This is a genomic window from Archangium lansingense (assembly GCF_026626635.1).
GTDB lineage: Bacteria > Myxococcota > Myxococcia > Myxococcales > Myxococcaceae > Archangium > Archangium lansingense.
Window position 1 is genome coordinate 3,214,985 of the sequence record NZ_JAPNKA010000001.1, and the last position, 22,425, is coordinate 3,237,409.

The window sequence follows — 22,425 nt, forward strand, 5'->3', positions numbered from 1 at the left end:
GCGCGACTCAGTGGTGGACGTCTACCACTGATGTAGGGATTTGTGCTGCCTCGGGGATAGACGTTCGATCCCGTCCATCTTCTGGTCCTTCGGCGGCCCGTGAGGCTTCCACACCTCAGAGGCCGGGCGCCGGCAGCCCTGCCTCAGGGCTCGACCGCGCCGAGGAGCTGGAAGCGCCGGACCTCGTGCTCGGCGCGGATGGCCGGGTGCGAGCGCACCGCCCGCCAGAGGGGAGAGTCTCCGATGCTCCCGTGTTGGGCCCGCGGGTCCGTCCCACGCTGCAGCGCCGCATGGTGCGCATCGGCGCTCGTCCATTCGGCGAGGTTGATGGCGTGCGCGCCATCATCCGACAAGAAGAACGTCGCGGAGAGCAGGCCAGCGGGCGGATGGGGATCCGCCTCTAGCGCCGCCATGACCGTATCCACCCAGTCGCGCTGGGCCTGGGGATCCGAGCGCAGCAAGGGCTGGCGCACGACCACGAGGCACCCGGCCTCCCCTCGCTCCCTGCTCACGAAGCTGCGATAGGGACTGGACGGCTCCCGCCAATCGCGGCGGATGCCCGGCACCGCTTCATCGACTGCTGCTCGCGGCGTCCCGTTGGTTGCAAGAAAGGCGTCGCGCGCAGCTGCGTCCGTCCATTGGGAGAGGATGAAGAGCGTGAGGTCCTCGAGCCCACGAAACACACTGAGGCGCAGGAGGCCCGGTGACGCCGGCATGGCCGACAGCACGGCTTCGGCGGCGGCCTGCTGCGCTGCGGGTGATTCGAGGGTCCAGAGACTCGGGTTGATCGCTCCGGCGCCAGACTGGCGAATTGGGGCCCGGAAGGTGCGTTGCATTGGCATGTGTTCAGCTCCTTGTGGTGTGTGGTTCATGGCTGTGCCTGCGATTCAGGACCCACTCCCGTAGGGGCGCTGGCGGCGCGCGACCTGGAGCGCGTGCGCCCACCACTCGAGCTGGCGCAGCATGAGCCGCAGCGCCTGGTGCACGCCCTGAGCGTCGCGGGGTTGCCCATTGGCGTCGAACTGTCTCCCGACGTTGGGGAAGCTCACTCCGTCACGAATGTCCACGACGTGCAGCTCGCCCAGCACGAGGCGCAGTTGCTCCACCGCCCGCAGGCCGCCGGACACTCCGCCATAGGACACGAATGCGGCTGGCTTGGCGTTCCACTCCGCATAGGCCTGGTCGATGGCTGTCTTCAGAGGCCCCGGGAAGGAGTGGTTGTACTCGGGCACGACGAACACGAAGCCGTCGGCCGCGGCGATGCGCTCGTCGAAGCGTGGCGTTCCGTCGGACAGGGGCGTGGGCTCGTGGCCCCAGCCGAAGGACAGCCCGGCGTGGCGCAGATCGATGACGTCCAGCTCGCCGTCATGCAGCTGGCGGAGCTCCGGCACCAGCCAGGAGGAAAGGGTGTCGGCGAAGCGGCCGTCGCGCACGCTGCCCAGGATGACGGCCAGGCGCAGCGGAGCAGGGGCCGGGGTGGGGGAATGGGAGGGGGGTTGGGTCAGTGGCTCGTTCATGCCCTCAACGCTACGGCGGGCACCTCTGAGTTCAACGCAACGAGCGACCCGAACCCTCACTTGACCTCGACCTTACTTGAGGTTTCATTTTGAGGTGAGGAGGGTCGCCATGCAGCTGGAGGAACTCACGGTCGGACAGGTCGCGAGGCGCAGCGGTGTCAGCGTCTCGGCACTTCGCTTCTACGAAGACAAGGGCCTGCTGCGCAGCCGCCGCACGAGCGGCAACCAGCGCCGCTACCCTCGAGACGTCCTGCGCCGCGTCGCCTTCATCCGGGCCGCGCAACGGGTCGGTATCCCGCTCGAGCGGATCCGCGAGGCGCTCAGCTACCTGCCTGAGCAGCGCACGCCCACCATGGCGGACTGGGCGAGGCTGTCTGCCCAATGGCGCGACGAGCTCGATGCACGCATCAAGGGGCTGATGCAGGTGCGTGACGATCTGACGGGCTGCATCGGCTGCGGCTGCCTGTCCTTGAAGAGCTGCAAGCTGGCCAACCCCGGCGACCGTCTCGGCAAGGAGGGGCCAGGCGCTCGCAAGTGGGCACCTATCCCAGGCGCGAGCTGACAAGCCTGCTTGCCCCGTATCCATGCTCGGGGACCAACTCGTTCAGGGAAGAGCTCCTGGCTAGAATGGTCCCCGCCTTCGCGCCAGGTTGAAGTGAGGCAAGCCTATTGGGGGGGCACCCGAACATGCCGAGCACATCCAGCGAGGAGATTCCGCCAGCGGAGCCGGGTGCACTCGCTCTACCGGGCAGACGGGCCAAGGGCTTCCTCTCGTGGCTGGATGGATTCCTATCGGAGGAGTTACGCCGGGCGCCGCTCGAGGAATTCGGCCGCAGCCGGGTGCTGGCGGGTGCTTCCCTCTCGCTGGTCCTGATCTCCGGCTTGATCACCATAGCCTTCATCCTGGGGGGGCTGTCCTCGTACTACGTCATCGCGGGAGTCTCCGCGTTCGCCGGCTATGCATCGGCGCTGTGGAGTCTGCGCAGAGTGTCCTCGCCCCGCCTCCCGGCGCTGCTCGTGAGCGTGTTCATGGCGTTCACGTCCATGCTGACCGCCTTCGTCGCGAATGACACCTATCTCTCCGCGCATGCGGTGATGATGTTGATCACGAGCCTGACGGTGTACCTGCTGGGACCCCGCCTGGGGCTCGTCACCCTCGTTCCGATGGTCCTGATTGTCGGAGTCGGCCACCCGTTCTGGCGCCAGCGCTTCGGCTCGGAGCCACCACCCCTCACTCATGGCTACGAGTGGGTGATGCACGTCCTCGCTGCCATCTGCATGTTCGCGGGGTGGGCAGTTGGGTGGTTGTATAGCAACGCGCATGCCACGACTCATGCCGCGCTCGAGCGGGACATCAAGGCTCGGAAGGAGGCCGAGGCCAAGCTCAGCGAGCTGCATCGCACCCTGCTGGATGTGTCGCGCCAGGCTGGGATGTCGGAGGTTGCCACCGGTGTGCTGCACAACGTGGGCAATGCGATCAACAGCGTGAACACCTCGATTGGTGTCGTGACGGATCGGCTGCGCGGCTCACGGATCTCCAAGCTGGTCCAGGCCACCGAACTGCTGGACCAGCACGCCGCGGAGCTGCCGGCCTTCCTCACCACAGATCCTCGAGGCTCGATGCTGCCGGCCTATCTCGGCGCGCTCTCGGCGCAGTTGGTGGCCGAGCGCGAGTCGCTCCTGACGGAGATGAAGGCCCTGGGCGAGAGCGTGGAGCACATCAGGTCCGTCGTCAGCATGCAGCAGCAGCACGCTCGGTACGGTGGAGTGGTGGAGCAGGTGACGGTGCCCCAGCTCATCAACGATGCGTTGCGCCTCAGCGGCGGGGAGTTCGAGCGGCTGGGCATCGACGTGCGGCGCGAGTACGCCGAGGTGCCCCCCATCGAGGTGGATCGGCACAAGTTGCTGCAGATCCTCCTCAATCTGCTGAGCAATGCGCGGCATGCGCTCATGGACAGCACGACGCCTGGCAAGCGGCTGACGATTCGTGTCCGTCCCTGCGCGGGAGGTGCCCAGCTGCGCATCGAGGTAGAGGACAACGGTGTAGGCATCGCGCCGGAGTACCTGACGCGGATGTTCTCCCAGGGCTTCACCACGAAGAAGACCGGGCACGGCTTTGGCCTTCACATCAGCGCCCTGGCCGCTCAGGAACTCCACGGTCGTCTCTCCGTGGTGAGCGCGGGACCAGGACAGGGCGCCACCTTCACCATCGAGCTTCCCCTCCACGGTGCTCAGGTCTCCGAGTTGATGGCTCCCGCCAGCTGAGGCCCGTCCATCAGGTCGGCTGCGCCCGGAGGTGACCGGCCGGCGCCTTCCGCTCACGGCTTCGGGGGTTGGAGCCGCCACGAGAGCACCCGCCCGTCCTGTCCCAGGACGAAGAGCTGGTCCCCGAGCACCACGGGCCGGGTGAGCAGCGGCGTATCCAGCCTCAGGGTGAAGACGGGAGGCTCTTCTCGGGGCTTGAGCGCGAGCAGCCAGCCCTGGCTGTCGCGGGTGGGCACCAACACCCACTCGCGGAACTCGGCCACCTGCGTCACCAGCGGGGCGGGCAGGGTGAGCCGGAGGGACTCGCGCCCGTCCTGGGGCGAGAGGGCCAGCAGCAGCTTGTCCTCGGTGCCCACCCAGAGGTGACCCTGGGCGAGGCTCGGGGGGCTCGAGAGCGCGGAGGCGGGGGTCTGCCGCCAGCGCACCTTCCCATCGGCGAGCCCGAGTGCGAGCACCTCGCCCTTCCGGGTGGAGACGTACAGCAGCTCGCCCTGCGCCTCCATCCCGAGCACCTGGGTCAGCGGCTGGCGCCAGCGCACGGTGCCATCCTGGGGCGACAGCGCGAACAGCCCCGCGTCCCCGAGCGCTACCACCAAGACGCCCCCTGCGAGCACGGGAGGGGGGAAGGGTCGGGTGGCCTCGGGGCGGGGGACACCCTGGGGGAGGGGGCGGCGCCAGCGCACCTCGCCCGAGTCCACGGCGAGGGCGCGCACGGCGCCATCCGGGGCCACGACGTAGGTGGAGCCCGCGTCAGAGACGAGCGGGGTGAGCACGGGCGGCTGCCCGGTGAGGCGCCAGCGCTCCATCCCGTCACCGAGCGCGAGGCTGACGAGGGTCCCGCCAACCGTTCCCACGATGACACTGTCTCCCGAGACCGTGGGGGGCGCGGCGACCTCGCGGCCCAGCTCCACGCGCCAGGGGGCCTCTCCTTTGGGGTCCAACCGCAGGAGGCGGCCGGCCTCGTTGCCCACCAGGACGCCGTCTTCCAGGGGCACCAGCCCCGCACGGGAGGGCGCGTCAGAGGAGAAGGTGAAGAGCTTGTCGGTGGGTTGCCGGCAGGCGGCCATCAGCGCCGCCATGGCGAGCAGTAAGAGGAGGCGCTGACGGCGGGGTGGCGGCATGGTTGAGGGAGGATCTTCAGGACCCTAGGATGGTTGGCAAGGAAGGAACCTGACATGGCTTCAATTCGCGACGACGAGCTCCCCAGCTCGACTGGTATTCCCTCAGCCGCCCGCCGGGCGGACTGGGCCCCGCCCCCGGCCATCCCCGTCACCGAGGAGCTGCTCCACGCGCTGCCCAAGACGGACCTGCACTGTCACCTCGATGGCTCCATGCGGCTCAAGACGATTCTGGAGCTGGGCGAGCAGCAGAAGGTGAAGCTGCCCGCGGACACCGAGGACGGCCTGGCCCGGGCCATCCACATGGGCGAGGTGTGCAAGAACCTCGAGGACTACCTGGTGGCCTTCGACGTGACGCTCTCGGTGCTGCAGACGGCCGAGGCCCTCTACCGCTCGGCCTATGAGCTGGCGGTGGACGCGGCGGCCGAGAACGTGCGCTACCTGGAGGTGCGCTACTCCCCGGCGCTGCACCTGCAGAAGGGCCTGAAGATGACCACCGTCATCGACTCGGTGCTCGAGGGCCTGCGGGTCGCCAAGCGCGAGACGGGCATCAAGTACGGCGTCATCATCTGCGGCATCCGCCACATCAACCCGCAGACGTCCATGCGGCTGGCGGAGCTGTCGGTGGCCTACAAGAACCGGGGTGTCATCGGTTTCGACCTGGCGGGCGCCGAGGCGAACTTCCCGGCCAAGGACCACAAGGACGCCTTCCAGCTCATCCTCAAGAACAACGTCAACTGCACGGCGCACGCGGGCGAGGCCTTCGGGCCCGAGTCCATCTCCCAGGCCATCCACTACCTGGGCGCCCACCGCATCGGCCATGGCACCCGGCTGCGCGAGGACGGCGACTTGCTCAACTACGTGAACGACCACCGCATCCCCCTGGAGGTGTGCCCCACCTCCAACGTGCAGACGGGGGCGGTGCCGAGCCTGGATGCGCACCCGCTCAAGTTCTACTTCGACTACGGCCTGCGCGTGACGATCAACACCGACAACCGCCTCATCACCGACACCACGGTGACCAAGGAGCTGTGGGTGGCGCACAAGGAGCTGGGGCTGGCGCTGGAGGACCTGACCACCATCCTCGTCTCCGGCTTCAAGAGCGCCTTCCTGCCGTTCCGCGAGAAGCAGGATCTGCTGCGTCAGGTGAACGAGGAGATCGCCCAGACGCTGGCGGCCTTCGAGAAGCGGCCGCACTCGGTGAAGCAGCCGGCGTGAGCCGGGAAGGACGCCATGGACCTGGAGCTCGGTGGGAAGGTGGTGCTGGTGACGGGCGGCTCGGAGGGGCTGGGGGCGGCGGTGGCCCTGCGCCTGGTGCGCGAGGGGGCCCGAGTCGCCCTCTGCGCCCGAGGCGCCGAGCGGCTGGAGTCCACGGCGGCAATTCTGCGCGAGGCGGGCGGTGACGTGCTGACGCGGGTGACGGACATCACCCGCCCGGACGACGTGGACCGCTTCGTGGAGGCGGCGGTGGAGCGGTGGGGGAGGGTGGATGGGTTGGTGAACAACGCCGGCACCGCGGCGGCGCGGCCCTTCGCCGAGGTGGATGACGCGGCGTGGGAGGCGGACCTGGAGCTCAAGCTCTTCGCCGCGGTGCGCACTTCGCGGCGGGTGCTGCCCCACCTGCGCGCGGGGGGCGGCGGCTCCATCGTCAACGTGCTGGCCATCGCGGCGAAGGCGCCGGGGGCGAACTCGGTGCCGTCCTCGGTGTCCCGGGCGGCGGGCATGGCGCTCACCAAGGCGCTGTCCAAGGAGCTGGGCCCCGCGAGCATCCGGGTGAACGCGGTGCTGGTGGGGCTCATCGAGAGCGGCCAGTGGGCGCGCAAGGCGGCGGCCTCGGGGCAGCCGGTGGAGGGGCTCTACACGAAGATGGCGAAGGACGCGGGCATTCCCCTGGGCCGGATGGGCCGGGCCGAGGAGTTCGCCGACGTGGTGGCCTTCCTTCTCTCGCCGAGGGCCGGGTATGTGACGGGTACGGCCCTCAACGTGGATGGGGGGCTGTCTCCGGCTGTGTAGCCTCGGTGTCGGCAGGGGAGGCCTCGGCCACCTCATTCTCCAGTCCTGGGAGGGTGAAGTGGAACGTCGAGCCCTTGCCCACCTCGCTCTCCACCCAGATGCGGCCACCGTGGCGCTCGACGATGTCGCGGCAGATATAGAGGCCGAGTCCCAGCCCTCCGAAGCCAGAGATGGGGGCGTTGCGCGCCCGGAAGAAGCGCTCGAAGAGCAGGGCCTTCTGGTCCGGCGGGATGCCGATGCCCGAGTCCGCCACCGAGACGTGGGCCTGTTCCCCCTCGCGCTCCACGTGGACGCGGATGGTGCCGCCCGTGGGGCTGTACTTGAGGGCGTTCTCCAGCAGGTTCACCAGCACCTGCGCGAGTCGGCTCCGGTCGCCTTGGATGACGAGCGGCTTGCTGGGCTCCTCGTACACGAGCGTGTGGTGGGGGCTGTCCGTGCGCAGGTCCGTCAGCACCTCGTGGGTGAGCTCGCGGAGTGACACGGGCTCTTGCCGCAGCTCCAGCCGGCCCGCTTGGATGCGCGAGGTGTCCAGCAGATCGTTGATGAGCCCGGAGAGCCGTGCCACCTGAGCGAGCGCCTTCTCCGTGTGCTGGCCTGGGATGGGCTGCTCAGACGCCTGGTGGCGTTTCAGCACCTGGAGGTGGAGCTTGAGGGGGGTCAGAGGGGTCTTCAGCTCGTGGGAGGCGATGGACAGGAAGTCATCCCTCACGCGGACGGCCTCCCGGGCCTCGCGCAGCAGCCGCTCGCTCTCCGCCTGCGCGCGACGCTCCGCCGTTACGTCCCGGTAGCTCCAGACTCGGCCGACGATGGTGTCTCCCAGCCGCTGGGGGCGCGAGTAACGCTCGATGATGCGCCCATCCACCAGCTCCAGGACGTCCATGCCCTCCATCTCGGGAGTCGACAGCAGGAGCTGGGTTCTTTCTTGGATGTGCTCCCGATTCACGATCTGGGGGAGCATGATCGCGCTCAGCACCTTCCCGTCCCGGGCTTCCATCAGGGGCTGGGGGATGTTCCAGAGCTCCTGGAACCTCCCGTTGAAGGCGGTGACGCGCCAGTCCTGGGTCAGGACGATGACGCCATCCGCCGTCGAGTCCAGGGTGGCGCGCAGCAGCGAGACCGAGTGCTCCAGCTCCTCGCGGGCCTGACGCTGCGCGGTGACGTCCACCATGATGCCCCGGAGCTGGCGGAAGACTCCGTTCTCGGAGATGACGGTGACGATGTCGCGCAGCCACACGGTGCTCCCGTCGGCTGCCAACATCCGGTACTCGAACTCGTGGGGCCTGCACTCCGTGGCGGCCTTCATGCAGAAGGCGGGGGCCCAGTCCCGGTCGTCGGGGTACAGGTGCGACAGCCAGAAGTCCGGCTCGTTCATCCACTTCTCGATGGGGTAGCCCAGGAGGCGCTCGGCCTGCTTGCTGACGAAGGTGAAGCGGAAGCTCGCGTCGGTCTCCCAGACGATGCCGTCGATGGCGTCGATGAGCTCCTCGTGCAGACGCTGGGTGCGGGTGAGCTCCCGGGCCACTTCATCGAGGTCGGAGACGTCGGTGGCAACACCGAGGGCCGCGATGATGGCTCCCTGAGTGTCTCTCACCGGCCCCACCTGGCAGCGGTAGGTGTTCCCGCAGGTAGCGAAGTCGAAACCCACCGCCTCTCCGGTGAGGGCCCGGCGGTGGGCCGAGGCCCAGCCCTGCGGGTCCGCGGCGCGTGCTGCGGAGCACAGCATGGCCTCGGCGCCTTGCGTCGGCCTGCACCACGTCATGGACAGGTCTTCGCCCACCATCCAGGCGGGGCCGGGCAGTCCGTCCAGCGTCTCGCGGAAGTCCGCCTCGGCGCTGGCGGACTCGGCCAGCTTCAGGTGGACACAGGCTGCAGGGGGGCGCCCCTCGCCTTCCTCGCTCCCATCCGTTCGCTCCAGGCGCTCGGGCCGGAGCAGGGGGGAGAGGACACTGACAGTGCCGATGAGCTCCCCATCACCCTCCGGCGAGGGCTCGACCGCGTTCAGCTCGACCGCCAGGCGGACGAGCCCTCCCTTGGCTGGGACTGCTCGCAGCTCGAGCGTCTGGGACTCGCCCGTCCTGGATACCGTGCTCCATGCCTCCAGCAGCCTGCCGAGGTCATCCGGGTGCACGAGCTGGGAGACGAAGTCCTGCGTCTTCCACGCCCCGAGGGGGTAGCCGAGGGCCTGTATGAGGGAGGGGCTCGCCCAGCGGAATTGCGGTGGGAGGCCTCCCCCCATCCAGAGCAGCGGTGAGGGGCTCGCCAGATTTGTCACATCCGGGCGCTCCGCACTCCTCTGTATGTGGGCCATGGCTCTCCTTTTTGATTCGCCATCCAGCGTAGCGCGGGTGCCGCCCGAATGCTGATGCTCCCCTGCGTGCCGGACGATCCCGGCTTCATGGGCATTCAACACCCGTGGGGTTCCAAGGAATCGCGGCCTCCTTGCTGACCATTCGGTCAGGCGCGGCCTCGGAGGGGTTCAGGACGCGTTTCCACCGGGGACCTGGGCTTGTAATGGGAGGGTGAAGCGGAAGGTGGTGCCCTGGTGAGCCTGGCTCTCCGCCCAGATGCGGCCGCCGAGACGCTCGACGATGTGCCGGCAGATGTAGAGCCCGAGTCCCAACCCTCCGAAGCCCGAGACAGGTGCGTTGCTGGCCCGGAAGAAGCGCTCGAAGAGGTGCGCCAGTTGATCCTCCGGGATGCCGATTCCCGAGTCCGAGACGGAGACGAGGGCCTCCGCTTCGTTCCGGGTGAGCGTGACGCGAATCGGGCCTTTCATGGGGCTGTACTTGCGCGCGTTCTCCAGCAGGTTCATCAGCACCTGCTTGAGCCGGTCCCGGTCTCCCAGGACGATGAGCTCCTCCGCGCCTTCCTCATACTCCATCGGGTGATGGAGACAGGTCGGGCGGATCTCGGCCAGGGCTTCGCGGAGCACCTCCCGGAGCGGCACGGGCTCACGCTCCAGTTCCAGCCGCCCCGCTTCGATCTGCGAGGAGTCCAGCATGTCGGAGATCAACCCCGAGAGCCGCTCCACCTGGTCGAGCGCCTTCTCCGCGTACTCGGGTGGGATGGGCTGTCCGGAGGCGCACCGTTTCTGGAGCCGCTGCAGGTGGAGCTTGAGGGGCGTGAGGGGCGTCTTCAGCTCGTGCGAGGCGACGGCGAGGAAGTCATCCCGGATTTGAATGGCCTCATGGGCCTCGAGCAGCAGCCGCTCCCGCTCCTGCTGGGCGCGGCGCTCCGCTGAGAGCTCGACGACCACGACGCCGATGCCCACGATCCTGCCGCTCGTCGTCCGGACGGGGTAGTAGCTGACGCGCCAGTAGCGCAACTGGCCCGGGGTGGCCGGGACCTCGAGCGCCATGTCGAGCCCGATGATGGGCTTGCCGGTCTCCATGACCTGGTAGATGAGGGGCTCGACGTTGGCCGCCACGAGGGGGGCCATCTCGCGGAAAGGCCGGCCCAGCTCCTGCTCCCGGGTCTTGCCGTGGAGCGCGGCCAGTGCGTCGTTGACCTGGATGAAGCGCAGGTTGCGGTCGAGGAAGCCCATGCCGACGGGCGAGTTGTTCAGGAAGGTGTCGAGCACGGCGAACGACTCCTCCAGTTGCTCGCGTGCGGTCTGCTCGGCCGCGAGCAACCGCTCCTGCTCCGCCTTGGCGATGCGCTCCTCCGTGACATCCCGGTAGCTCCAGACGCGCCCGATGATGGTGCCTCCCAGCCGTTGGGGCAGCGAGGTGCGCTCGAGGATGCGCCCGTCGCGGAGCTCGACGGTGCCGACGTCCGCCACGTCGGAGAGCTCGAACATCTCTCGAAGCCGCGAGACGAACCGCTCCGGGTTCTTGACCAGGGGGGCGGCGGCGAGGACGGCTTGCACTGCGTCCAGGTTCTCCAGCAGCGCGCCATCGGGGATTCGCCAGAGCTGCTGGAATCGCTTGTTGTAGGCGGTGATCTTCTTGTTGGCGCCCACCGCGACCACGCCATCCGCGATGGAGTCGAACGTGGTGCGCAGCAGCGAGGCGGACTGCTCCAGCTTCTCCCGGGCCTGGTGCTCCGCCGTCACGTCGCGGTAGCTCCAGATGCGGCCGATGATGGCGGTTCCCAGCCGTTGGGGCCGCGTGGTTCGCTCGAGGATGCGCCCGTCGGCCATCTCGACGGTGTCGACTTCCTCCAGGGTCGGATTCGCGTACACCTCACGGATCCTGTCAGCGAAGCGCTTCGGCTCCTTGACCAGGTGGAGCGCGGCCGCGAGGGTATTCTCCGCGTCCGGTCCCCCCTCCAGGACGTCATCGGGGAGCTGCCAGAGCTGCTGGAACCGCTTGTTGTAGGCCGTGACCCGCCGGTGCGTGTCCAGCGCGAGCACGGCATCGGCGATGGACTCGAGTGTGGCGCGCACCAGCGAGGAGGACTGCTCCAGACTCTCCCGGGCCCGGCGTTGCTCGGTGACATCCACCATGATGCCGCGCAGCCTCGGGGGCCGTCCTTCCTCGGCGAGCACCGTGACGATGGTCCGCAGCCAGACGACACGTTCATCCGCGGCCAGCATGCGGTACTCGAACTCGTAGGGTCTGTGCTCCCGGCTCGCCTTCATGCAGTAGGCCTGGGCCCACTCACGGTCCTCGGGATGGACGTGGTTCCTCCAGAAGTCCGGCTCCTGCGTCCATTGGCGGTGGGGATAGCCGAGCAGGCGCTCCGACTGTTTGTTGACGAAGGTGAAGTGGAAGTCCACATCGGCTTCCCAGACGACGCCGTCGATGGTGTTGATGAGCTCTTCGTACTGTCGCTGGGTTCGGGTGAGCTCCTGCTCCAGGGCCGCGTGGTGGGCCGGCCAGGGCTTCGTGGGGTCGCTCTCGCTCAGGCGGGCGCAGGCGCCCAGGCACTGACCGTCGTCTCCGAAGACGGGAAGCACCACGGCCCGCATCAGCTGGTCCCGCACGCCGCCCTCGCTGACCGTCTCCGTTCCGGTGAGGGCCGTACGCAGGGCCTTCGTGAGCCAGGGTATTAGGAGGAGCACCTCCTCCAGGTCTCGTCCCTCGGGAGGCACTCCGTCCCCCCACTCCGCGGCAGCCGCCAGCGCGCTGTCTATCCGGGCAATCCGGCCCTCGAGGTCGACAATCACCGTGGCATGGAGGCTCCTGCCTACCTGGAGGAGCAGCTCGGGGAAGGAGCGGATGGACGCCTCCATACTCATTTCACATCCATGCCCGTCGACTGTCGTCATGGGCTCCTCTGCTCCCCTTGCGACGAAGCTCCTCTCTGCCACATCAAATCTGCAACACGTCATGTGTATGACAAAGTCGGTTTGTCTCCTCCCTGTCCTGCCCGGCTGCCTTGGGTGTGTCAGGTGTGAGTGGGCCGTGACGTAGGTGGAGACAGCGGACGCTCCGGCGTCCACGACCGCGGCTGCTGACCCGAGGTCTCGAATCCATTCGCACAGGTCCCCCGTGCCCCTCTGGGCGCGGGCCAGATTCCGAGAAGGTCATGCAGCCGAACTTGAACCGGCTCCTACGGGCACTCGCCCGTGAGGGGCTCGATGTGACGTACGACGGTCGTGTCTACACTGTGCGCCTCCAGGGCGATGCGAATGCGCCGCCCGCCGAGGTGCTTCTCCCACCGGACCTGCCCGTAGAGGGCAAGGCCTTCCAGCAGCTCGCCGCGCTCGCCGCGCTGAAGCACCCGGGCGGCGGCACCGTGAAGCGGGTGCGCGCCACGCCGGACTTCCACCCGGGAGACTCCGGGGTGGCCATCGGCTCGGTGGTGCATACGGAGGGGCTGGTGGTGCCCGCCGCGGTGGGCACCGACATCAACTGCGGCATGCGCTTGCACGTCGCGGATCTCCCCGTGGAGACCTTCCTCGCCCGGCGCGACGCCTTCGTCGAGCGGATGAAGGGCCACTACTTCTTCGGCACGCGGGACGTGGCACTGGGCTCGCGCGCGGTGGAGGCGCTCCTGCGCGACGGCCTGCCCGGCTGGCTCCTGGAGACGATGGAGGCGCCGCTGGGCATGGTGGCGAAGGCGGACCTGGGTCAGCTCGACCGGGAGTCGGCGCGGGTGTACCTGGGCGGGGCGCTCGAGGGAGACCCGGCGTGGGCGCCTACGGGGCTGCGCCGGGAGGGCGTGGTGAGGGACCCGGGGCTGGCCACCATCGGCGGGGGCAACCACTTCGTCGAGGTGCAGCGGGTGGAGGCGGTGGTGGACCGGGCGCGGGCGTGGGAGTGGGGTGTGCGCGAGGGGCAGCTGGCGTTCATGATCCACTCGGGCTCGCGGGACATGGGCAGGCACGTGGGGCTCACGTGGCTGGAGCGGACGAGGGCGGCCTGGCCGGTGGGGGCGCCCTTCCCTGAGAGCGGGATTCTGCCGCTGGCGGAGCCGGAGCAGGTGCGCGAGTACCTGCGGGCCGAGGCGACGGCGGCCAACTACGCCTTCCTCAACCGGCTGCTGCTGGCGGAGCTGCTGCGGCTCACCCTGCGGGAGCTGTTCGGGGACGTGGAGGCGCCGCTCGTCTACGACGTGCCGCACAACATCACCCTGCCGTGGGAGGGCGGGTGGCTGGCGCGCAAGGGTGCGTGCCCGGCGGAGGCGGAGCAGCCGGTCATCATCCCCGGCTCCATGGGGGCGGCGTCCTACCTGATGGTGGGGTTGGGCAACGCGGAGGCGCTGGCCTCGGCGTCGCATGGAGCGGGGCGGGCGCGCTCGCGCTTCTCCATGGCGCGGGGCGGGGCGGACAAGCGCGAGGAGGCGCTGGGCCTCACGGGGGTGGATTGCATCAGCCTCCGGGCCGAGCGCCGCATCGAGGAGGCGCCGGCGGCCTACAAGCCCATTGGGCCGGTGGTGGCCTCGCAGGTGGAGGCGGGCATCGTCCGGGAGGTGGCGCGGATGGCCCCGCTGATGACCTTCAAGGCCTGACTTCCCGAGGGGGGAGCGTCTGGGTTCCGGGCGCTCCTCCCTCCTCCGGGTGGCTCAGGCCACCTTCATGCCCTTGGGGATGACCACGACGCCGCCGGGGGTGACGTGGAAGCGGCGGCGGTCCTCGTCCAGGTCGTACCCGATGGTCATCCCCGGGGGGATCTCCACGTTCTTGTCGATGATGGCGCGGCGGATCCGGCAGCGCCGCCCGATGGTGACGTTCTCGAAGAGGATGGACTCCTGCACCTCGGAGAACGAGTTGATGCGCACCTTGGGCGAGAGCACCGAGCGGTGCGCATGGCCGCCGGAGATGATGCAGCCCTCGCTCACCAGCGAGTCCGTGCAGTGGCCCACCCGGCTGTTCTCCCGGTCAGCGAAGACGAACTTGGCCGGTGGGAAGTTGTTGGGCTGGGTGTAGATGGGCCAGCGGTCGTTGTAGAGGTTGAAGACGGGGTCCACCTCCACCAGGTCCATGTTGGACTGGTAGTAGGTGTCAATGTTCCCCACATCCCGCCAGTAACCGCGCTCCTTCTCCTCCTGACCGGCGATGACGTTCTGGGCGAAGTCGTACACGTACACCGGCTCGTGCTTGTAGAGCTGGCTGATGATGGACTTGCCGAAGTCATGGGCGCTGGCCTCGGCGGCGGCGTCGCGCACCACTTCCTTCACCAGCGAGTCGGTGGAGAAGAGGTAGTTGCCCATGGAGGCCAGGCAGTACTTGGGGTTGCCGGGCATGGGGGGCGGGTTCTTGGGCTTCTCCACGAAGCCCTTCATCCGGCCGTCGGGGCCCACGTCGATGATGCCGAACTCCTTGCCCTCCTCGATGGGGACGGGGATGGCGGCCACGGTGCAGGCGGCCTTCCGGGAGGTGTGGAAGTCCAGCATCTGCCGGCAGTCCATCCGGTAGACGTGGTCCGCGCCGAAGACGAAGATGTGGTCCGGCTCCTCGTCGGTGATGAGGTTGAGGTTCTGGTAGATGGCGTCGACGCTGCCCTTGTACCAGTCCATGCCGGTCCGCATCTGGGCGGGGACGGTTTCCACGTAGTGGCCGAGGAAGGCCGACATCCGCCAGGCCCGGGACAGGTGCTTGTTGAGCGAGTCGCTCTTGTACTGGGTGAGCACCTTCATCCGGTAGATGCCGGAGTTGGCGAAGTTGGACAGCACGAAGTCGATGATGCGGTAGCGGCCGCCGAAGGGGACGGCGGGCTTGGCGCGCTCACGGGTGAGGGGTTCCAGCCGGGTTCCGGCGCCCCCTGCGAGGATCATTGCCAGCAGTTTGGCCATATCCAGGCACGTTATCTGGGGGGAATGGCCCTTCAAGGCCGCTCGGGAGGCTTCGTTGAGTAGCCAAACCGGGGGGCGGGCATGGCCCTCGTGGCTTCCACCGGGTCAGCCGTGCTATGTCTTCTAGGCGATGGCTGGCGACGAAACCCGAGTAACCAAGATCTCCTCGATCAAGGAACTGGCGACCCCCGTCGACGAGGAATGCTGCATCGTGCAGATCCACGGGCCGGAGCTGGGGAAGAAGTACGCGCTCCAGGAAACCGAGTTCACCATCGGGCGGGAAGAGGGAAACCACATCGTGGTGGACCTCGACAACGTGTCGCGCAGGCACGCCATGATCATCCGCAAGCAGGGGCGGATGTTCGTGAAGGACCTGGCCTCCACCAACGGCACCTACCTCAACGACCAGGAGGTGACGCAGGAGACGCCGCTGCGAAGTGGCGATCTCATCAAGGTGGGAGGGTCCATCTTCAAGTTCCTCACCGGTGACAACGTGGAGCTGCAGTACCACGAGACCATCTACACGCTGACCATCCAGGATGGGCTCACCGGGGTGAACAACAAGCGTTACTTCCTCGAGTACCTGGAGAGGGAGATGGGGCGGTGCCACCGGTACGGGCGCCCCCTGACGCTGATGATGTTCGACATCGACTTCTTCAAGAAGATCAACGACGTGCACGGGCACCTGGCGGGTGACCACGTGCTGCGCGAGCTGTCGCAGACCATCAAGCGGATGGTGCGCAAGGAGCAGTGCTTCGCGCGCTACGGCGGCGAGGAGTTCGCGCTCGTCGTCCCCGAGGACGGGTTGGAGAAGGCGCGCATCTTCGCGGAGAAGATTCGCCAGACGATCGAGAAGAAGCAGTTCGTCTTCGAGAACCAGGACATTCCGGTCACCCTGTCGCTGGGGGTGGCGGACATGACGCCGGACATGGTGGAGCCGCTGCAGTTCATCAAGGTGGCGGACGCGAACCTGTACAAGGCGAAGAAGACGGGCCGGAACCGGGTGGTCTGGTAGTGGCCGAAGGCCGTCCATCCGGGGTGTTGCGGGGCCTGTTGGTGTTGGGAGGCCTCGGGCTGTTGGCGGCAGGGGCGGCGTGGAAGCAGCTGCCCAAGGCCACCGAGCGGCGGATTGAAGCGGCGCCCGAGGTGGTGGGCCTGAGCGATGGCCAGTCCTACGCGTGGGTGATGCGAACCCGGAACGGGGCGGCGCTCATCGACACCGGGGGCGATGCGAGCGGCGAGCAGTTGCTGGCCGAGCTGCGCCAGGCGGGGCTGAAGCGGGAGGACGTGCACACGGTGTTGGTGACGCACGGACACCAGGACCACTGGAGCGCGGCGCACCTGTTCCCCCGAGCGCGCGTGCTGGTGGGGCCGGGCGAGGCCGAGGTGGTGCGCGGCGAGCGGAAGCTGCACAGCCTGGCGGGCCAGTTCCTCGCGCGCTTCATGAAGGCGCCAGCGGTGCCCGAGCGCCTCGAGGAGGTGCAGGAGGGGCAGACGCTGGACGTGGATGGGGAGCAGGTGCGCGTCTACCACGTGCCGGGACACACGCCGGGCAGCGTGATGTACCTGTGGCGGGACCTTCTGTTTACCGGGGACTCACTGCTGGGTGGTGGCGGTGAAGTGGTGCTGGCGCCCGTGGTGTTCTCGGAGAGCACGGTGCAGAACCTGGCGTCGCTGAAGCAGTTGAGGGACGTGCCGTTCACGCGCATCGCGGATGGGCACACCGGACTGACGAGCAACGCGCGGCTGAAGCTGCGGGCGCTGCTGAAGTAGCCCTCGTTCCAACCCGAGTCCACCCATACCCTCACCCCGTCCCTCTCCCAGAGGGAGAGGGTCTGAGCCAATTCCCTCTCCCTCTGGGAGAGGGTCAGGGTGAGGGTGTACCGCTCAGGTCCCCTCGCGCAGCTCCTCGAGCTTGCCCTTGGTTCCCGGCAGGTGACCCGGGGCCATCCGCGTGTACAGGTACTGCACCGTGTCGTGCAGCGTCTCGTGGACGTCTCGCGCCTTGAAGCCCAGCTCGCGCTCGGCCTTCGAGGAGTCCAGCCAGAACCAGTGCTCGCCGATGTCCACTTCCTGCGGATCCAACGTGGGCTTCATCCCGCGCCACTTCGCCACTTGCTCCAGCACCTTGGCCCCGAGCACGTTCACCTTCGGGGGCAGCTTCAGCCGAGGCGCCTTCACGCCCGACAGGCGCTCCAGGCGCTCGAAGAAGTCCGGCATGGACATGTTCACGCCCAGCAGGTGGCGCCCGTACACCTCGCCCCGTGTGAGCGCGTTGACGAAGGCGTCCGCCGCGTCGCGCGCGTCCACGAAGGACATGCCACCACCCGGCATGGCGGGGAGCTCACCCTGCAGGAACTTCATCACCGTCCACGTGGAGGAGAGCCGGTCATCCCCCGGGCCCATCAGCAGGCTCGGGTTGAGCACCACCAGGGGAATGGCGTGCTGGCGGCAGTACTCGAGCGCGAGCTTCTCCTCGTAGATCTTCGACAGGTAGTACGGCCAGCGTCCCACCACCTCGATGGGGTAGCCGTCGTCCTCCGTGCCAACGCGCTCCTCCTTGGACACGGCGATGGTGCCCGAGGTGGAGGCGAGGATGACGCGCTTCACACCGGCCTCGCGCACGTCGCGCAGCAGCTCGCGCGTGGAGTCCACGTGCAGCTCGTACATGCGCCGCGCGTCCTTGTCCTGGAAGGAGACGAGCCCCGCCAGGTGGTAGACGGCCTCCACGCCCTCGAGCGCGCGCCGCACCGCCTCGCGATCCTTCAGGTCTCCCCGGACGTACTCCACCTTGTCGAAGCCCGGGCCCATCGGCTTGGAGCGGCCGATGATGCGCACCTCATGCCCCGCGGCCACCAGCCGCGGCACCAGGTGCGTGCCCAGGAAACCCGTGCCTCCGGTGACGAGCAGCTTCACGACTCGCTCCCTCCCGTGGACAGCGCGCGGCGCTGATCCTCGACCGTCGCCGATTCATCGAAGCTCAGCGCGCGGCCCGCGGCGAGCGCCTGGATGGAGTCCTCCGCCAGCTTGGTGGCGTAGCGGTAGCTCTCCGAGCGCGCCATGCCCTGCGTCTTGGCGCGCAGCATCTCGTACGTGAGCGCGGGCCCGATGTGGGCCTCCAGCTCGCGCGACTTGGGCACCATGCTGCCCTTGGGCAGCGCCTCGAAGGCGCCCTTCAGGTAGATGGGCAGCACGTCCACCCCGTAGGTGAGCGCCAGGTAGCCCAGGGTGGGCTTGAACTCGAGCAGCTCGCCCGTCACCGAGCGCGTGCCCTCGGGGAAGATGAGCAGGTTGAAGCCCTGGCGCAGGGCGTTGCCGGCCAACCGGAGCGACTCGCGCAGCGAGCCGTGCCGGTCCATGGGGATGAGGTCCGTGAAGTTCTCGAAGTACGCGCGCTTGAGCGGCGTATCGAAGAAGTAGTCACGGGCCGCCAGCGTGGTGAGCCGCTGTCCCTGATCGCCGAGCACCACCTTGACGAGCCCCATGTCCAGGTGGCTCGAGTGGTTGGCGATGACGAGGAAGTTGCGGTTCATCGGGATGAAGGGCTTGCCCGTCACCTTCACGTCGAACAGGCCGCCAAAAATCGCCTGCTGGCCCAGCCGCACGAGCTGCCGGCCCACCGCGACGAGGGGCTCCGGCACCGGAATCTCCATCTCCTCGGCCTTCTCGGTCTCGCGGGAGATGTCCTTGGCGCGCGTCTCCACGGTGGGCCGGCGGCCGCTGGACACCACCAGCTTGCGCAGGTCCTCCACCGTCTGCACGTGCGTCAGGTCATTCACCGCGGGCAGCGGCACGCCGGCCTGCTCCAGGGCCACCGACAGCTCGGTGAGCATCAGCGAGTCCAGGCCGAGGTCCACCGACAGGCGGGCCTCGGGGCGGATGTCGGAGAGGGGCTTGTTCACCACCTCGGCGATGAGCGGGTAGAGCCAGTCGGAGACGCCGCCGCTGCTCTGCACCTTCTCGCGGGCCTTCTCGCCCGAGGAGGCCAGCTTCTCCAGCCGCTTGAGCTCCTCCACCACCACCTTGCGCTTCACCTTGCGCGACGACGTGCGGGGCAGCTCGCCGTCCCAGAAGCGCAGCACCTTCACGCGGCGGTAGAAGGGCATCTCCTGGCCCGTCTTGCGGAAGTGCTCCTCCAGGTCGCGCCGCACCTCCTCGCGAGGCCGCTCCTTGTAGTCCGGCACGCACAGGCAGGCCACCTTCTCCCCGCCGGCCTCGTCCAGCAGGCCGACGATGGACAGCTCCTTGATGTGCGGATGGATGCCGTACGTCTCCTCGAGCTCGTCCGGGTACACGTTCTTCCCGTTGGCATCGATGATGACGTCCTTCTTGCGGCCCACCAGGTACAGCCGGCCCTCGGCGTCCAGGCGCCCCAGGTCTCCGGTGTAGAGCCAGCCCTCTTTGAGGACGGCGTCGGTGGCCTCCTTGTCGCCGAAGTAGCCGGCCATGACGTTGGGGCCGCGGGCGAGCACCTCGCCGATGCCCTCGTTGTCCGGCTCCAGGATCTTCAGCTCCACGCCGGGCAGCGCCTTGCCCACCGTGCCCGGCAGCCGCTTGTTGACGTTCGTCTCGGACACCGTCAGCACCGGAGAGGCCTCGGTGAGGCCATAGCCCTCGATGATGTTGAAGCCGAGCTGGTGGAAGGCCTTGTGCACGTCGTCCGGCAGCGCCGAGCCTCCGGACACCAGGAACTTGATCTTCCCGCCGAACTTGCGGTGCACCGGCCAGAAGAGCAGCTTGCCCAGGTTGAGGCTGCTGCGGTTGCGCAGCTCGCCGTGCGCCGACATGAGCGACTTGATGGTCTGCTCCACCAGGGGCGGCCGGCTGGCCATCTCCTGCGTCACCTTGCGGTGCAGGAGCTGCCAGAGCGCGGGTACGCCGATCATCGCCGTCACGTGGCCCGACTCGAACACCTCGCCCAGCCGGTCCGAGGTGAGCTCGTCGATGTACGTAATCTCCGTGCCGCGCGAGAAGGGCGTGAGGAAGCCGGCGGAGAACTCGAAGGTGTGGTGCAGGGGCAGCACGGAGAGGACGGAGTCACCCACGCCCACGTTGAAGGCGCCCGCCAGCTTCGCGATGAGGGAGGCGAAGTTGCGGTGGGTGAGCATCACGCCCTTGGGCGTGCCCGTGGTGCCCGAGGTGAAGATGAGGCTGGCCACGTCGTCCGGGGCGGCCGTGCGGCGCACCGGCCCGATGTTGTCCGGGTACGCGGGGTCTCCACTCATCGCCTCGGCCATGCTGGCCACGCGCGTGGACAGGCCCGCGCCGGTGAGCGCCTCCTCCAGGCCCGGCAGGTCCTTGGCGGACTCCTCCGTGAGCAGCAGCACCTTCGCCTCGGCGCGGCGGGCGATGTTGACGATCTCCGTCTCGGTGAGGCTCGAGTCCACGGGGACGGCGGTGCCGCCCGCGCGCAGAATGCCGAAGTAGGAGACGGGCCACTCGGGCCGGTTCTCCCCCAGCAGCATCACCCGCTCGCCGCGCTTGACGCCTTCCTTCATCAGGAAGCTGCCCACGCGGTTGGCGTAGCGGTTCACCTCGCCATAGGTGAGGCGCTCTTCCTTCTCGTCCGCGGCGTAGCGGAACGCCACCCGGTGGCGCCACGCGTTGACGCTGGCCTCGAGCATCTCCAGCAGGTCGCGGCTGGCGGGGATGACGGTGCGCTTCTTCGTCTCCTCCTCGAGGCCGGGGAACACCCACTTCTCCAGGCCGGGCAGGTGGGTGTCGAGGAAGTAGACGCGCCAGTCGATGGCCTCCGGAGCCCAGGGAATGCGGACCCGGTCATGGTGGGCCATGCGCGCGTACACCGAGCGGGTGTTGTCGCAGCGGAAGACGTAGCGGTTGTCGTAGAGGAAGGGGAGGAAGAGCTCGATGAGCCCCACCAGGCTCATGGCCTGGTTCTCCACCTCGTCCAGCGTCTCCTTGGCCTTCTCCAGCGCGGCCTGGATGCGGGGGGCGCCCCAGGCCGGCTTCACCTCGTCGATGACCTGCCGCAGGAAGCGAGCGCCCTTGACGAACATGGGGGCGCTGAGGTTCTCGAACACCGCGCGGCTCACCGGCACGGGCTCCACGCGCGAGCGCACCTCGTTCATCAGCGCGTTGCCCGTGTCCCTGTTGCGGTAGTAGCGGCGCCGGTACAGGCCCACCAACTCGATGGAGCGGCTGGCGTAGAACGGGTTGATGTCACCCGAGGCCAGGTTGTAGACGCGCCGCTCCTCCACCTGCATGCAGTGCGCGGTGATGCCGATGGTGGCGCCGGCCACGTGGTCCACCGGGATGATGTCCAGGATGGCCTTGTCCCCGGCGGGGATGTTGCGGTGGCCCTTGATGCCGGCGAAGGCCAGCGGCGCCGAGGTGGTGAAGCCCTCGTTCCACCCGGGGAAGGGGAAGTGCTGGGCGGACTCGACGATGGAGGGCCGGACGATGGCGTAGCGCAGGCCCGGCGTGCTGGCCATCACCTGCTCGCCCAGGCTCTTGGTGTACGTGTACGTGTTGGGCCAGCCCCAGTGCTTCGCCCGCTCCATGCCGGCGCGCACCAGCTCGCCGGTGAGCCACAGCTTGCGCTCGCGGCCCATGGCCAGCCGCAGCGTCTTCTCGTCCGTGGCGTCGCGGCCCTCCTGCTCCAGCCGCTCCAGCGCCTTCTTGCGGAAGGTGGACGCCAGCGCCTTGTCATCCGCCTGCTCGCGCAGCCGGGCGACGATCTTCTCCGCGTCCGCCAGCTCCTGCTCCAGGCTGAAGTCGCGCCCGTCCATCTCGTCGCGGCGCGGGAAGTAGCCCACCACCTCCTCGTCCTCGAAGACGAGCCCGCTGCGGTTGCCCGCCACGAACGCGGTGGACATGTGGATGAGCGGCACGTTCCACTTGAGCGCCAGCTCCACGGTGTACTTCACGCCGTGGGTGTTGACGTTGAGGCCCACCTCCAGCGACGGGTTGAAGGACACCAGGCCCGCGCAGTTGACGATGGCGTGCACCTTGCCGGTGAGCTCATCCGCCTGCTCCCGGGTGAGGCCCATGAGCGGGTCGGTGATGTCGCCGTCGAGCACCTCCACCTTGCGGCGGATGAACTCGATCGCGCCCTCCTCGCCATAGGTGTCCCGCAGCGGCTGGAAGGGCTCGCTGGTGGCCACCTTGTCGTAGAAGCGCCGCTCGGCGGAGGGGGCACTGCCCTTGCGCACCAGCACATAGAGCTTGTCCAGCGTCTCGCCGTAGCGCGACAGGAGCATGGACAGGGTGACCTTGCCCACGAAGCCGGTGGAGCCCGCGAATAGCAGGCGCTTGCCGGTGAAGACCTCGGTGACGTTCAGCTCGGAAACACTCATCGTGGGGAGCCCAGA

General features: G+C 68.3%; 15 protein-coding genes. 7 read left to right on the plus strand and 8 right to left on the minus strand.

Annotated features, from left to right (window positions below):
• Window positions 1–143: 143 nt before the first annotated feature.
• Together OV287_RS12955 and OV287_RS12960 are read right to left on the minus strand one after the other, a co-directional pair.
• Window positions 144–842, minus strand: a complete 699-nt coding sequence (locus tag OV287_RS12955) for an antibiotic biosynthesis monooxygenase (RefSeq protein ID WP_267534328.1) — start codon at window positions 840–842, stop codon at window positions 144–146.
• Between the two features lie 45 nt (window positions 843–887).
• Entirely contained in the window at window positions 888–1,517 is a 630-nt protein-coding gene (locus OV287_RS12960) for an NADPH-dependent FMN reductase (protein ID WP_267534329.1), read from the minus strand.
• Window positions 1,518–1,626: 109 nt separating this feature from the next.
• Here OV287_RS12960 and soxR point away from each other — a divergent pair, with 109 nt between their 5' ends.
• Together soxR and OV287_RS12970 are read left to right on the plus strand one after the other, a co-directional pair.
• Window positions 1,627–2,079 (plus strand): redox-sensitive transcriptional activator SoxR, encoded by a 453-nt coding sequence (soxR, locus tag OV287_RS12965; RefSeq protein WP_308809561.1) that lies wholly within the window; start codon window positions 1,627–1,629, stop codon window positions 2,077–2,079.
• Window positions 2,080–2,204: 125 nt separating this feature from the next.
• Window positions 2,205–3,782: a sensor histidine kinase gene (locus OV287_RS12970; protein WP_267534331.1), complete on the plus strand. Its 1,578-nt coding sequence runs from the start codon at window positions 2,205–2,207 to the stop codon at window positions 3,780–3,782.
• Between the two features lie 53 nt (window positions 3,783–3,835).
• Here the strand turns inward: OV287_RS12970 and OV287_RS12975 are convergent, their stop codons facing one another.
• Entirely contained in the window at window positions 3,836–4,903 is a 1,068-nt protein-coding gene (locus OV287_RS12975) for an outer membrane protein assembly factor BamB family protein (protein WP_267534332.1), read from the minus strand.
• 54 nt (window positions 4,904–4,957) lie between these two features.
• Between OV287_RS12975 and add the strand changes: the two genes are divergently transcribed.
• Together add and OV287_RS12985 are read left to right on the plus strand one after the other, a co-directional pair.
• The gene (gene add / locus OV287_RS12980; RefSeq protein WP_267534333.1) at window positions 4,958–6,118 is read left to right on the plus strand and encodes an adenosine deaminase; all 1,161 of its coding nucleotides are present in this window, start codon (window positions 4,958–4,960) and stop codon (window positions 6,116–6,118) included.
• A 15-nt stretch (window positions 6,119–6,133) separates the two neighbouring features.
• Entirely contained in the window at window positions 6,134–6,913 is a 780-nt protein-coding gene (locus OV287_RS12985; RefSeq protein WP_267534334.1) for an SDR family oxidoreductase, read from the plus strand.
• On the opposite strand, the gene OV287_RS12990 is transcribed toward OV287_RS12985, so the two are convergent.
• Together OV287_RS12990 and OV287_RS12995 are read right to left on the minus strand one after the other, a co-directional pair.
• A complete protein-coding gene (locus OV287_RS12990) occupies window positions 6,879–8,483 on the minus strand; it encodes a PAS domain-containing sensor histidine kinase (RefSeq protein ID WP_373371909.1) in 1,605 nt (534 codons plus the stop codon). The two genes, OV287_RS12985 and OV287_RS12990, sit on opposite strands and share 35 nt — an antisense overlap.
• A gap of 906 nt (window positions 8,484–9,389) precedes the next feature.
• On the minus strand, window positions 9,390–12,095 hold the full coding sequence (locus OV287_RS12995) for a PAS domain-containing protein (protein WP_267534335.1): 2,706 nt from the start codon (window positions 12,093–12,095) through the stop codon (window positions 9,390–9,392).
• Between the two features lie 290 nt (window positions 12,096–12,385).
• Here OV287_RS12995 and OV287_RS13000 point away from each other — a divergent pair, with 290 nt between their 5' ends.
• Complete coding sequence (locus tag OV287_RS13000) at window positions 12,386–13,810, plus strand: RtcB family protein (RefSeq protein WP_267534336.1); 1,425 nt, start codon at window positions 12,386–12,388, stop codon at window positions 13,808–13,810.
• Window positions 13,811–13,864: 54 nt separating this feature from the next.
• Here the strand turns inward: OV287_RS13000 and glgC are convergent, their stop codons facing one another.
• Window positions 13,865–15,094 carry a glucose-1-phosphate adenylyltransferase gene (glgC, locus tag OV287_RS13005; RefSeq protein WP_267534337.1) on the minus strand — a complete coding sequence of 410 codons (1,230 nt, stop codon included), beginning with the start codon at window positions 15,092–15,094 and terminating at the stop codon, window positions 13,865–13,867.
• Between the two features lie 130 nt (window positions 15,095–15,224).
• Here glgC and OV287_RS13010 point away from each other — a divergent pair, with 130 nt between their 5' ends.
• Entirely contained in the window at window positions 15,225–16,109 is an 885-nt protein-coding gene (locus OV287_RS13010; RefSeq protein WP_267534338.1) for a GGDEF domain-containing protein, read from the plus strand.
• Window positions 16,109–16,867 carry an MBL fold metallo-hydrolase gene (locus tag OV287_RS13015; protein WP_308809563.1) on the plus strand — a complete coding sequence of 253 codons (759 nt, stop codon included), beginning with the start codon at window positions 16,109–16,111 and terminating at the stop codon, window positions 16,865–16,867. Before OV287_RS13010 ends, OV287_RS13015 begins: the two co-directional genes overlap by 1 nt.
• Window positions 16,868–16,981: 114 nt before the next feature.
• On the opposite strand, the gene OV287_RS13020 is transcribed toward OV287_RS13015, so the two are convergent.
• Both OV287_RS13020 and OV287_RS13025 read right to left on the minus strand, forming a co-directional pair.
• The gene (locus OV287_RS13020) at window positions 16,982–18,010 is read right to left on the minus strand and encodes an NAD-dependent epimerase/dehydratase family protein (RefSeq protein WP_267534339.1); all 1,029 of its coding nucleotides are present in this window, start codon (window positions 18,008–18,010) and stop codon (window positions 16,982–16,984) included.
• Window positions 18,007–22,410: an AMP-binding protein gene (locus OV287_RS13025; protein WP_267534340.1), complete on the minus strand. Its 4,404-nt coding sequence runs from the start codon at window positions 22,408–22,410 to the stop codon at window positions 18,007–18,009. The genes OV287_RS13020 and OV287_RS13025 overlap by 4 nt, the downstream gene beginning before the upstream one ends.
• Between the last annotated feature and the right edge of the window lie 15 nt (window positions 22,411–22,425).